At 37.8% G+C, this 13423-nt stretch carries 12 protein-coding genes; 9 read left to right on the top strand and 3 right to left on the bottom strand.

Annotated features, from left to right (window positions below; genetic code table 11):
• The first annotated feature begins 126 nt into the window (after positions 1-126).
• From A8B79_RS00350 to A8B79_RS00340, 3 genes are all read left to right on the top strand, one after another.
• A complete protein-coding gene (locus A8B79_RS00350) occupies positions 127-1083 on the top strand; it encodes a pyridoxal-phosphate dependent enzyme (protein WP_066216469.1) in 957 nt (318 codons plus the stop codon).
• Positions 1084-1249: 166 nt separating this feature from the next.
• A complete protein-coding gene (locus A8B79_RS00345; RefSeq protein ID WP_066216466.1) occupies positions 1250-3133 on the top strand; it encodes a YfbK domain-containing protein in 1884 nt (627 codons plus the stop codon).
• 179 nt (positions 3134-3312) lie between these two features.
• Positions 3313-4842 carry a vWA domain-containing protein gene (locus A8B79_RS00340; RefSeq protein ID WP_066216463.1) on the top strand — a complete coding sequence of 510 codons (1530 nt, stop codon included), beginning with the start codon at positions 3313-3315 and terminating at the stop codon, positions 4840-4842.
• 87 nt (positions 4843-4929) lie between these two features.
• Here A8B79_RS00340 and A8B79_RS00335 read toward each other — a convergent pair whose 3' ends face one another.
• Entirely contained in the window at positions 4930-5883 is a 954-nt protein-coding gene (locus tag A8B79_RS00335) for a DUF2911 domain-containing protein (RefSeq protein ID WP_066216460.1), read from the bottom strand.
• Between the two features lie 111 nt (positions 5884-5994).
• On the opposite strand from A8B79_RS00335, the gene A8B79_RS00330 reads away from it, so the two are divergent.
• Genes A8B79_RS00330 through A8B79_RS00315 form a run of 4 tightly spaced genes read left to right on the top strand, consistent with a single transcriptional unit; the run spans position 5995 to position 9607 of the window.
• Positions 5995-6849: a hypothetical protein gene (locus A8B79_RS00330; RefSeq protein WP_066216457.1), complete on the top strand. Its 855-nt coding sequence runs from the start codon at positions 5995-5997 to the stop codon at positions 6847-6849.
• Between the two features lie 7 nt (positions 6850-6856).
• Positions 6857-7786, top strand: a complete 930-nt coding sequence (locus tag A8B79_RS00325; RefSeq protein WP_066216454.1) for a hypothetical protein — start codon at positions 6857-6859, stop codon at positions 7784-7786.
• 2 nt (positions 7787-7788) lie between these two features.
• A complete protein-coding gene (locus tag A8B79_RS00320) occupies positions 7789-8535 on the top strand; it encodes a hypothetical protein (protein ID WP_066216451.1) in 747 nt (248 codons plus the stop codon).
• Between the two features lie 4 nt (positions 8536-8539).
• Positions 8540-9607, top strand: a complete 1068-nt coding sequence (locus A8B79_RS00315; RefSeq protein ID WP_066216449.1) for a hypothetical protein — start codon at positions 8540-8542, stop codon at positions 9605-9607.
• 64 nt (positions 9608-9671) lie between these two features.
• Here A8B79_RS00315 and A8B79_RS00310 read toward each other — a convergent pair whose 3' ends face one another.
• Positions 9672-10649 carry a DUF4369 domain-containing protein gene (locus A8B79_RS00310; RefSeq protein ID WP_066216446.1) on the bottom strand — a complete coding sequence of 326 codons (978 nt, stop codon included), beginning with the start codon at positions 10647-10649 and terminating at the stop codon, positions 9672-9674.
• 668 nt (positions 10650-11317) lie between these two features.
• Between A8B79_RS00310 and A8B79_RS00305 the strand changes: the two genes are divergently transcribed.
• Positions 11318-12376 (top strand): T9SS type A sorting domain-containing protein, encoded by a 1059-nt coding sequence (locus tag A8B79_RS00305; protein WP_161485120.1) that lies wholly within the window; start codon positions 11318-11320, stop codon positions 12374-12376.
• Between the two features lie 165 nt (positions 12377-12541).
• On the opposite strand, the gene A8B79_RS00300 is transcribed toward A8B79_RS00305, so the two are convergent.
• Positions 12542-12910, bottom strand: coding sequence for an endonuclease domain-containing protein (locus tag A8B79_RS00300; protein WP_066216861.1), 369 nt, complete (start codon positions 12908-12910; stop codon positions 12542-12544).
• A gap of 232 nt (positions 12911-13142) precedes the next feature.
• On the opposite strand from A8B79_RS00300, the gene A8B79_RS00295 reads away from it, so the two are divergent.
• Complete coding sequence (locus tag A8B79_RS00295) at positions 13143-13385, top strand: hypothetical protein (protein WP_066216441.1); 243 nt, start codon at positions 13143-13145, stop codon at positions 13383-13385.
• Positions 13386-13423: the final 38 nt, after the last annotated feature.

Raw genomic sequence — 13423 nt, 5'->3', positions numbered from 1 at the left:
ACGAAATTAGAACTTAAAAGCCTGAATCAGAACTCACTTTTCCAATTTTTACACCTTTATGCTGCTTTTAAAAGTTCAGTATTAAAGTCCCATTCTCCTTATTTTGGCTAAACTATTTGATAATCAATGATCGATACACTTTCTATTCCTACCATTTCTGACATTAAAGCTGCTCATCGGATAATTGATCCGTACGCTCATCGAACTCCTGTTCTCACCAGCGCAAAGGTGAATAACCGCTCGAATGCTGCCGTTTTCTTTAAATGTGAAAATTTTCAAAAGGTAGGAGCTTTCAAATTTCGCGGTGCCTGTAATGCGGTTTTAACTTTATCGGATGAAGAAGCTGGGCATGGAGTAGCCACTCACTCATCAGGAAATCATGCACAGGCACTTGCTTTAGCAGCACGGATCCGTGGAATAAAAGCTTACGTGGTTATGCCGGAGAACGCGCCGAAGGTAAAAGTAGAAGCAGTTAAAAACTATGGTGCAGAAGTTACGTTTTGTGAGGCAAGCTTGGATGCCCGAGAAGGCACTTTAGCGGAAGTTGTTAAAAGAACCGGAGCGACGATCATTCATCCTTACAACGACTGCAGAATTGTGGCCGGACAAGGTACAGCTGCTGTTGAATTGTTAGAGGAATGTCCTTTTCTGGATATTGTAATGACACCTATTGGTGGTGGTGGTTTATTGAGTGGTACAGCTTTGGCGGTAAAATCCATTAACCCCGATATTGAAGTAATTGGTACAGAACCTGTAGAGGCTGATGACGCCTATCGTTCATTCAAAGCAGGAAAATTAATTCCTGCATACAGTACCAATACTATTGCAGATGGACTCAGAACCTCCCTTGGGGAACTCCCCTTTCAGATCATCCAAAAACATGTAGATGATATCCTTACTGTAGATGAAGAATCTATCATTTCTGCAATGCGGTTTATCTGGGAACGGATGAATATGATCATTGAACCATCTTGTGCCGTTCCGGTTGCAGCGTTGTTCAATAATCAGGAGAGATTTGCAGGCAAAAAGATCGGGATTATCATTACCGGTGGAAATGTAGATTTAGACAACCTACCGTGGTAGAGTAAATACCAATTTTCAAATTACAAATAACAGCTTTAAAGTTCATTATACGTTAGTTCAACCATCTCCTGTGCTTGCTCGTCCTTATAACATCCTTATGTGATTTAACATCGGTTTACAATCGGTTAGGTTGAGTCACAATCTTCACTAAATTTAGGGAACCGTTATGAAGACACTCATTGCAAGCCTGTTGCTTCTCATCCTTCCGGAAGTAATTGATATACCAAATCCGGTAATTGTACAAGACAAAGTTAAAGTTCAGGGAACTGTCATTGATGCAGATACTCAGCAACCAATAGTTGGTGCCACAATTATTCTGAAAGAAGAGACCATTAATGAAACCTCTGATGCAGACGGTAATTTCGAATTCTTCGTTGAACCGGGAAACTACATATTAGAGGTTCAATACATTGGATTCAAAAAGTCTGGAAGACTAATCATGGTTCCAAAATCTGGGCTTGGCAATTTAATCATTTCATTAGACCCTGACGTTATTACCTTAGAAGAACAAATAGTAATCTCAGATGCTATTCAAACCAAACAGTTGGAAACTCCTCCTGGATTTGCGGGAAGGGTTAATTCTTATTCTGCTCGATCTATTCCATTTCCACCAAGTAATTTCAACACCGAAGAATACGCTGAAATTTCTGAAAACACCTTCAAATGGGCAACCAAAACTCCGCTTTCTACTTTTTCTATTGATGTGGACGGTGCTTCTTATTCCAATGTTCGTCGAATGATCATGGACGGTCGCTTGCCTGTAAAAGATGCGGTTCGTGTAGAAGAGCTCATTAACTATTTCAATTATGATTACGAACATCCTGGAGGAGAACACCCTTTTTCAGTGAATACCGAGGTTGGAAAAGCTCCCTGGAACCCGGATCATCAATTGGTTCAAATCGGAATTCAAGGTGAACAGATCGAAGCAGATGATCTTCCTCCAAGCAATTTAGTATTTCTATTGGATGTTTCCGGCTCCATGAATTCTTATGACAAACTTCCTCTCCTTAAAAAGGGATTCAAATTACTTACCAATCAATTAAGAGAAGACGATTATGTATCTATTGTTGTGTATGCCGGTAGTTCGGGATTAGTACTTCCGCCAACGTCAGGTGCAGACAAAGAAACAATTTTAGAGGCATTGAATAAACTTAGTGCCGGCGGTTCTACAGCGGGAGCCTCAGGAATCAAGCAGGCGTATCAAGTTGCTAAAGAACATTTCAAAGAAAATGGGAATAATCGAATCATCTTAGCTACTGATGGTGATTTCAATGTTGGCGTTTCCAGTAACAGCGAACTTGTGGATCTAATTGAAGAGAAGCGAGATCAGGGAATATTTCTATCTGTGCTAGGATTTGGTTCCGGAAACCTGAAAGATTCTAAAATGGAGCAGATCGCCAATAATGGAAACGGAAATTATTATTACATCGACAATTTACTGGAAGCCAAAAAAGTACTTGTTTCAGAAATGGGAGGAACCCTTCACACTATTGCAAAAGATGTCAAAATTCAGGTTGAGTTCAATCCTCAGAATGTAAAAGCATATCGGTTGATCGGCTATGAAAACCGTTTGCTAGCTGATGAAGACTTCAACAATGACAAAAAAGATGCCGGAGAACTTGGATCAGGACATACCGTAACCGCGTTGTATGAAGTGGTCCCGCACGGAGTGGATATAGATTCATGTTTAAGTGATATCGACCCACTTAAGTATCAAACGCCAACTACACCTGTAAATGGTTTTGATGATGAATTAATGACTGTAAAACTCCGATACAAACAACCTGATGGTGAAAAAAGCCAACTTCTTTCCCAGATAATAAAAAGATCAGATAGATCTGAATTATCAGAAAATCTCAAGTTTGCATCATCGGTAGCTTCGTTCGGTATGATACTTCGGGATTCAAAATTCAAAGGAAACAGTTCATTCGAAATGGTTCAACAATTAGCCAAAGAATCAAAAGGTGTTGATGAAAACGGATATCGTGCAGAATTCATAAAGATCGTGGAGCTTGCAGAGCTACTTTATAAAGGTGAAGCGAAAAAGTAATTTCACTATCCAATGACCACCTAAGAACAACCAATTTCCAGGTCTCTTTACTAACTTGGAAATTGGACGTTGGTTATTCAATATAGATTGTTGAATAAGTATGGTTAACTAAGTGAATTCGTATACGGGAACTTTTTCTTAAGAGTGAAGTAATTTCAATATTAACTAAATCTCTCGCTATGAAAATTTTTACTATTGCTGCTTCACTTGTTTTATTCATTTCGTGTACCGGAAGTTATTACTCGAACATTTATCATCCGCCACAACCAAATTTACAACCCGGTGAGGAATACGAAACAATAACTGAGAATACTTTTCTCACTCCATCTGAATATCCTCTATCCACTTTTGCTATTGATGTAGATGGAGCTTCATATTCAAATATCCGGAGAATGATCATGGATGGTCGCCTCCCTGTAAAAGACGCTGTAAGGGTTGAAGAAATGATAAATTATTTCAACTACGATTATCAACAACCCAAAAATGAAGAGCCATTTTCAGTACATACTGATATTGGACCATCTCCCTGGAATCCCGAACATCAACTTGTGCAGATTGGTATAAAAGGAAAAGAAATATATGCTGACGATCTGCCCCCAAGCAATCTCGTTTTTTTACTTGATGTCTCCGGTTCTATGGGCTCAAGAGATAAACTTCCATTGCTAGTGAAAGGGTTCAAACTATTGGTTAATCAATTAAGAGAACAAGACCTTGTATCCATTGTTGTTTATGCCGGAAGTTCAGGATTGGTACTTCCTCCTACTTCAGGGGATCAAAAAGAGAAAATAATCTCTGCTCTCGATGATCTATACGCCCAAGGATCTACAGCCGGTGGGGAAGGAATTAAACAAGCATATAAAGTAGCTCTTAAAAATTATAAGCAAGAAGGAAATAACAGAGTTATACTTGCCACGGATGGTGATTTTAATGTTGGAGTTTCATCTACATCCGAACTTGTTAAGCTTGTTGAAGAAAAAAGAGAACAGGGAATTGATTTGTCGATCTTGGGTTTTGGTACAGGAAATCTGAAAGATTCTAAAATGGAGCAAATCGCCAATAATGGAAACGGTAACTATTATTACATCGATAATTTACTGGAAGCCAAAAAAGTACTTGTTTCAGAAATGGGAGGAACCCTTCATACTATTGCTAAAGATGTGAAAATTCAGGTTGAGTTCAATCCACAGAACGTAAAAGCATACCGATTGATAGGCTATGAAAACCGCTTGTTAGCTGATGAAGATTTCAATAATGATGAAAAAGATGCCGGAGAACTTGGAGCCGGACACACCGTTACTGCTTTATATGAGGTTATACCTGAAGGAGTGCCTATTTCAAATAACTTACTTCCGGTAGATCCTTTAAAATATCAGGGGCAAATTTCTGAAGTACAAAGTAAGTACGGTAACGAATTATTGACCGTTAAACTACGATATAAAAATCCAAATGAGGATCAGAGCAGTTTAATAACAGAAATAATTTATAAATCTGAAGACACCGACCTTAATGAAAATCTCAAGTTTGCATCATCGGTAGCTTCCTTCGGTATGTTACTTCGGGATTCAAAATTTAAAGGAAACAGTTCATTCGAAATGGTTCAACAATTAGCCAAAGAATCAAAAGGTGTTGATGAAAACGGATATCGTGCTGAGTTTATCAAGATCGTCGAGCTTGCCGAGTTACTTTATAAAGGTGAAGCTAAAAATTAATTTCAACATCCAATAACCATTTGACAACAACCAATTTCCAAGTTAGTTAAGAGACTTGGAAATTGGACATTGGTTATTCAATATTGATCATTGATTGATTGCATCAATCCGGTTTTGCATAACTTGTTTGGTTCTGTCATCAGATGCCAACTCTTTTGCTTGTTTGTAGGCTTCTTCAGCCTTTTTAAGTTCCTGGGCTTCTTCATAAACCTCTGCCGCTGAATAATGTGACCTCCAATCATCTGACCACTCATTTCTCATTTCTTCGGCTTCTTTTAGACCTTCTTCTTTTTTGCCATTTAACACTAGTAATTTTGCATGTAAGCCTAATGTTTGAACACTTCGGTCAATTTGTAAAGCTCTTGCCGCCCATTGTAATGCTACATCCAGTTTGTAATCATTATTTTGCAGGTATGTTGCTCCCTGAACCCAACCTTGCCACGAAAATGCCGGAAGTGTTCTAAACTGATTTTCAATATGAGCAAAAGTAGTTTCCATTGGTATCTCAACTTTAAAAGGAACTTTCAAATGAGCCCATTTCAACGAAATATCTACGGAAGTGTCAGTATAATCACTAAATGAAAACTTCATCCATTCGTATTTACTGTCCATTTCTTCAGGAGTTACTGTAATCCGAAGTGCATCTTCACTTTCATCATAAAAATAACTTCCCCAGGCTTCATTGAAGTGTGAAAAAATGATCACCCATTCATCTTCTCCGGGAATAGTATGCATTCCATAAGAACCCGCTTTTAGTTTTTCCCCATTAATAAGTACATCATCAGTTACAGTGAAAAGAGTATTCTTATTTGCGCCTGTTCTCCATACTTGCCCATAGGGAACAAGTCCGCCCCAAATTTCCCGTCCTTTAATTCCTACTGAGTTATATTCAAAACTAATGCTTGTAAATCCTATGGTAATACTTCGTGTTTCCTTGGGGCTTGCCTGCGGAAGAGTCAGCGACACCGGTAGCTGAGCCAACACCTCCGTTGATACAAAACACATCATTAAAAATACTGCTGCAACAATACTTCTTTTCATTTTAAAGGAATTAATTTATGGTTTTGTCTAATCTAACAAACTTTAAGAGAATATTTCTGATTTGAAACAATGGAAGTGGCTTTTTCGTCTTAGTGAAAAAATTGCACCACCATGACACAAAAGGGCAGATTTAAAAAATCCAATAACAACGACGATTTCGACTTAGATTCCTATCTCGATGAACAAGCTCATAAAACTGCTGAAGCCACTCCACAAGTTGAAGACGAGCACGAAACTTCTTTCTTAAAAAATGCAGGCCTTGGTCTGGCTCTCGTATTCACTGCATTCCTTTGGTATCACGATTGGAGCCCGAAACAAGCTTATGCAAGTATTTTTGGTAGTGATGAAGCAACAGTAGTAGCAACAGGTCAAGCCGGGAATCAAATTGTAATAGACATTCCTGAGATCAGAATTCCCGAAATCACTATCCCTGAAACACGAGAGATTCAGCGAGCCATAGAGCAAGAACTAGCCAGAGCTTCAGCAAATGAAGAACTCCCATCAGTTACTGATTATTTAGTGGAATTAAAAGAACTCGGATTGCTGGAAGACGATAAGCTAAGCGCTTTTCAGGCTCGTCAACTTCATTCAGCAGGTGTCCCTGTTACCTATATTCAGGAAGTAGACAATGCAGGTTTTTTGGATGAGTTAAACTTTGTAGCTATTTCTGAATTCTATAACAACGATATCCCTCTAAGCTATATTTCTGAATTTGAAGAGGCAGGCTTTTTAGATAAAGTTAATTTTATCGGAATAAGCGAGTTCTACACAAACAATGTAACTATGGATTATCTAAGAACACTGGATCGGGCCGGATATCTTGATGATCTGAGTTTTGTGCATATCACAGAGTATTACAAAGCCGGAGTAACAACGGAATTCCTGAACGACCTGAAAGCAAAAGGACTGTATGAAGATCTGAGCTTTGTAGATGTTGTGGAAATGTATAAAGACGAAAATAACTAGGACTATTATGAGTAATCAAAGATTTAGGAATGACCTAAATAATAATTCCGATCCGGATTTTGATCTGGATGCGTATATAGATGAGCAAGCAAACGCCGGTGATCAGAATTTTGAACAAGAATTCGATTCGCATCCAACAACAAAAAGAAATCTGTTGGCCCTTTCGGTTATTTTAATTCCGGCAGTTTGGTTCTTTTTAAGTGACCCATTTTCGATTTTCTCTGATGACTCAAACTTTACTTCCTCTCAGGCAGGTCAGACCATTGTAGTAGAGAGACCACAACCTGATGTAAGGGTAATTACAGCACCTGCTCCTCCCATCCCTCGTCAGGACTTCAATTTTAATTTTAATTTCGACCCAGGTAATAGTGTTGCTGATCTTGGGATGAGCTATACGGAATATCTGGCACAGCTAAAAGAATATGGATATTTAGATTATTTTGGAGGAAGCGCTTCAACCAGACTATACCAAAACAATGTTCCTGTTGAATACATCGATCAATTTGGAAAAGCAGAAGTTCTAAATAATTTCGGAAGCACTTCTATCTCAAGATTGTACCAAAATCAGGTTCCATTTGAATATATACAAAATCTTGCTGATGCAGGTCTGTTGGAAAATTTTGGAAGTACATCTATCTCCAGATTATATCAAAACCAAATACCATTCGATTATATCATAGGATTTAAAGAAGCTGGAATTTTAGAAGACTTCGGGAGCACATCCATTTCCAGATTATATCAAAATAATGTACCTAGAGAATACATTTCAGAATTAGCAGAAGCCGGATACTTAGATAATTTTGGCAGCACATCTATTGTAAGACTCCATCAAAATCAGGTGCCTGCGAGCTTTCTTAAAATACTTGATGACAAAGGTTTATTAAATGATATGTCTTCCGAATCAGTCGTAACAGCATATGAATTAGAAGGTCAGTAATTATGAGTTCACAAAGATTTAGAAATGAGTTAAGAGGAGATCAGGACGATCCTGATTTCGATCTTGATTCCTATATACATGAAAAATCACATTCAGGCGAGCAATTTGAAGCTCAAGCTAATAACTCTTCAAAAGGTTCCTCTTTTCTAAAGAACACTTTTCTAGTTGTAGGACTTTCCCTTTTCGCCTTGTTGTACTTTAATGACTGGAGCCCTAAGCTGGTTTATGGTAATATTTTCGGAGTAGAAGAATATCAAAAACAATCAGTTGCCCCTGAGCCTTTACTTCCGGTCACCGCTAATTCAGAACCTGATGTTGTTATTGCTGACAGTGACCCGGCAGGAGCTAACGATATTGTTGTTACACAAGGACTTGAAAACTTGGCTCGTTTAGAGGCTCTTGAAGCCTTAGAAAGCCTCGAAGGTTTAGCTGAACTGGAAAACCTGGCAAGCCTTGAAGGTTTAGAAGAGTTGGCGAAGCTTTCAGCACTTGAAGCACTTTCAAATCTTGAAAATCCATCTTTCATTCAAGTAGAAAATAATTCGACTGAATTTCCTGCTAACCTGGAAGATTATAACACACAATTAAATGAAGCCGGACTCACTGATAAATTTGATACAGAAACGGTGGCTGAACTTTTCGACGCCGAAGTTCCGGTTCCTGTATTGAAAACATTGAATGACAGTGATCTGTTAAATACATTCGATATTTCATCGCTGATCGAAGGATATAAGAATCAAAGAAATTAATATTATGGCAAACCAAAGATTTAAAAATGAATTACGTGGAAATCAGGATGATCCTGATTTTGATCTGGATTCTTACATAGACGAGCAAGCCAATGCCAGCGATACAGAAACATTTGATCCGGAATATGTAGACCCACCAACCTCCACTAAAAGAAATATCATTGCTTTATTACTGTTTGCTGTGATACCGGCTGTATGGTTTTTAACGAGTAGTCCGATTTCCGTGTTCAACTTTGATAACGGCAACCAAACAACTGTTTCTCAGGGACAAAATGTAGTACAAGCACCATTACCTCCCGCTGCACCACTGCCTCCAAGAATTTCAACAACCGAAGGAGTCACTAGCGTATATCTGGATTATTTACAAGCTGCGAATGAAGCCGGATATACGAATCAAATCAATCCTACCGGAATACGGGCGCTGTACGATAGCGGTGTTCCCCTTTCTTATTTAGAACAGATGAATCAAGCCGGTTTTTTGGATGATTTTTCTTACTCCGGAATTATCGGATTGTATAACGGTGGAGTTCCGATGGAATATTTAACGATGATGAACGAAGCCGGATATTTGGATGACTTTTCTTATTCAGGAATCATTGGTCTATACAATGGAGGCGTTCCGACTTCTTATCTGGATCAACTTAATGTTGGTGGTTATTTAGATGATTTTTCCTACTCAGGAGTAATCGGTTTGTATAATGGTGGCGTTCCTAATGAGTTTCTTGCCCGAATGGAGGCCGGCGGTTATCTGGACGAATTTTCTTACTCAGGTTTGATAGGCTTGTACAATGGCGGTGTTACGGTTGAGTATCTGGACAGATTAAATGCAGCAGATCTGCTGAACGATTTCTCTTACTCTGCCATAATCGGGCTCCAAAGTTCGGGCGTTACTACTGATTACATTATTCAATTAAAAGAAGCCGGTTTCCTGAACACCTTTTCTTATTCAGGAGTCATCGGTTTGTACAACTCCGATGTACCAGTAAGTTTTATTCAGGAACTGGACAGCAGAAGTCTCCTCGTTGATATGAGCTATACCGATGTGATTCGTGCTTATGGAGATGGGAATTAGTCCCGTCATCCATATAGAGCCGTGTGCTGAACTTTATCATTAAATAAGGGAGCTTTCTTTCCAATCAATTTTGTTTTAAACGATCTGAATTTTCAACCATCTTGGTTAATGTACTTTCATCGATCCAGTATGCTTGCCCACTTTTATAAAAAGTATCTACCATATAAACATACACTGCATCTAATCCCTTAGTCTTAGTTTGAGCGTATTTATTAGTCAAAGTCATTACTATATATCTGAATACTTCCTTATCCATAGGGTTAGCAAATATCTTTTTGATTCCTTGTATAATAGAATCTGAATTTGATCCATAAAGATCTTCTAAGTATTCGTTTAGTTTGTTCTCGAATACAGGATTTCTATAGATTCCCCTATTCTCAAAGTCAGTCCCATTCCAAAAATTAAGCTTATACTTTTCGATTTCTCTTTGCCGGATAGTATAATCGTCAGAATAAATCCTACTAATATCAACTTCAGGTCTAAGAATTAAGTTTAAAAATTGACTATAATAAGTGTCTGAATGTGTATCCTTTTCTCTTCTCCGCAATGCAGTCACTTGTTCATTTATTGACGAAAGTTCTTGAGCTTTTCTTAAACTATCAGCTCCCGATAATCCCTCAAGTTCCTCTCTAATACTTTTAGCTCTGGTAGTTAAAGGAGCCATTTTCCTCTGAAGGTCAAAAAATAACCGGTTTTCAGTGGATCCTAAGACTTCCATTTTACCCACTAAGTCACCAATTTCAGACCTCATTGAAAAACTATCCTCATTAACTAAAAACTCAACAAAAACGCCATTGGGTGTATATAAAAAATACATTCCGGGATCTAGGTCTTCATCACCTTCAAAAATAACTCTTCCATTAGTGACCTTAGCTGTATCAGCGATATACGTTTTTTTACCCACATAATATCCTAAGTAAGCTTCTTCTTCAGTCCAACCTTCAACAGTAATTATAATATCATGAGAGTCATCTCTTTCCTGCCCAAATGAAGACGTAATAAAAATTAAGGACACAATTATAGGTGTGAGAAATATTTTCATAGAAATTTTTGTTTATGAATCACTTAATAGAAATTATTAAGAAAATACTATGGCTTTGAAATGTCAAGCCTGATCCCTGAATTGTAATTCAACTAACCTATCGCAAGCGTCTCGCTTCATCTCGTTCCCAAGCAGAGCTTCAACATTGCATTCCGAACGGGACGTTCGGAACGAGGTTGTGAGGTTTACTAGTTCCTAATCCCCACAACATCCCTCTGATCTCACACAAGTGTTCGATCGGTCTCCCTTCGAAGGGAGATTTAGAATCTTTTCATCAATTCTCTGACCCACCCTTGTTCCCTCCCTAACATCAGGGAGGGAAACTCTATAATTCCATTCAGATATTAATTACAACGTCCCCTTCCCTTGTTTAAGGGAAGGGACAGGGATGGGTTCGAACTTGTACCCAATTAAATTATTCTGTTACTTCGATTAAAAATGAGAACCTGCATTACTAAATATGGATTCATTAGTCGATTTTAAATCAAATTAATACAAATGTCAGAAATTACTCCTATTGATAGAATAAAAGAGTCGTTCTGGTTTTTAATTTTAATAACTAGACAAAGGTTTGAAAAGAATGGTTTTTGATAATGACTAAGTATTTTTTTTTAGTATCTATAATGAATATGATGCTCGTTTTTTCAATTCATGCGCAAAATTCACAGGTGAAAATCATTATTGTAGCTGGTCAATCTAATGCTTTAAATTGGCATGCTAATGCAGCTTTACTGGATACGAACAGCGTAGATGAATTAATTAAGTATTACTATCATACGGGCTTACCTCCTACCAGATCAGGAACCCCAATTAATTCCACTTCAAACAATACATGGACAACATTATCCTATCAAACTCAAGAGCCATATATCCTGCATAACAAAGATTTTTTTGGCCCTGAAATTACACTTGCAAGAGCGTTGTATTCAGAACTTCCGTCTATTGCAGTTATAAAAACGACCTATGCAGGAACAAGCTTAGCTGATGATTGGAAAAAAGGACTTAATTCAGGAGATCAGTTGTACAAACTCATGATGGCACAAATTGATACAGCAACAAGTATTCTTAAAAATGAAGGATACAGCTATGAGTTCGAAGGCTTTTTTTGGATGCAGGGTGAATCTGATGCAGCTAATTCAACTTATGCCAGTAACTACCGTTCTAATTTAGAAAATTTCATACAAGAGCTCAGAACCGATCTTAATACTCCGGATCTCAAATTTATTTTAGGAAGAATTGGAAACACTGCATCTTATCCTCACAAAGAATTAATAAGAGAAACTCAAGTTGAGGTAGCCGATTCCGACTCACTAGTTGATTGGGTCAGTATCGATGGCCTGCCTGTAGATACGGATAAAGTTCATCTTCTTGCTGAAGGAGTGCAAGAGTTAGGTATAAGAATGGCAAATTCATGGATGAATTTATCCGGTATAGCCATTGGAAACGAGGAGGTTAGTGTTGAATACAAAATTAAGTTATTGCAAAATTACCCCAACCCTTTTAATCCTGTTACTACAATTTCTTTTGAGCTTCCTTTCTCATCTTTTGTAAGACTAAGTGTTTTTAATCAACTGGGGCAAGAAGTTTCAACTCTTTTGAATAAAAAGATGATTGCCGGTAAGCATTATATTTCTTTAGATGCTAGTTCACTATCCAGTGGAATTTATTTTTATCGTTTGGTTACAGCAAATCACCAAATCTCAAAAACAATGTTACTCATTAAATAACCTGTTTCAGTTCGTCGCTTATAATTTTCGCTACTGAGCCTTCTCTGACCCACCCTTGTTCCCTCCCTAACATCAGGGAGGGAAACTCTATAATTCCATTCAGAATTTAGTTAAAGAGTCCCCTTCCCTTGACTAAGGGAAGGAACAGGGATGGGTTCGCTAACTTTAAGAAATAGCTTCCATTATTTTTTCAAAAACAAGCTTCTCATTAACAAGTTCTTCATTTTTAAACCGAATAACCTTCAATCCTAAGTTCTCCAGAACTATCGTTCTTTGCCGGTCATAATCTTTTTGATAATCATGCACTTTACCATCAATTTCTACGATCAGCTTATGTTCTGCACAATAAAAGTCAGCGATATAAAAGTATCTTTTAATTCCAGACTGTGTGTGAACGAAGGGTTTTTGACGAATAAACCTTAATCCCTTGAACCGTCTTTTTCTTACGAGTTCCCAGAATAGCTTTTCTGAAGGAGTTGGATTTCTCCGAAGCTCTCTTGCCAGTTCAGTAATATTTTTTCTAGATAAGTCCATTGAAAACAATACTGAATTCGTATTAAATTTTCTAGCCAATTCTCTGACCCACCCTTGTTCCCTCCCTAACATCAGGGAGGGAAACTCTATAATTCCATTCAGAATTTAGTTAAAGAGTCCCCTTCCCTTGGCTAAGGGAAGGGACAGGGATGGGTTCGCACTTGTGCCCGACTAAATTATTCAGTTACTTCGATTAAATAAATAATCCCTTATTGACGAAATGTGAATAGCCATGCTTGAACTTTTTAATGGAAGCTTAGTCATCGGTCTTGTAGTAAGTGTATCTGCTTTTTTAATTGGCTTTTTACTACGTAAAGGAATAGAGATTACTAAAAACCGGCTTCCCCAGAAACCTGATGGAGTTTGGCCAACCAGTTATTTTTTAATAAATCTGGCATCTATTTTTTGCTGGGCTTTAATTGGATTGGGTTTATTTGTAGGTTTAATACTAGTTATTGAATATATCCAATACTGATTTAACCTCATTCCCAAGCTCTGCTTGGGAATGCCAGT

The organism is Balneola sp. EhC07 (assembly GCF_001650905.1).
Lineage (GTDB): Bacteria > Bacteroidota > Rhodothermia > Balneolales > Balneolaceae > Balneola.
The sequence above is the reverse complement of the archived record's forward strand: the minus strand, read 5'-3'. Positions and strand labels throughout refer to the sequence as shown.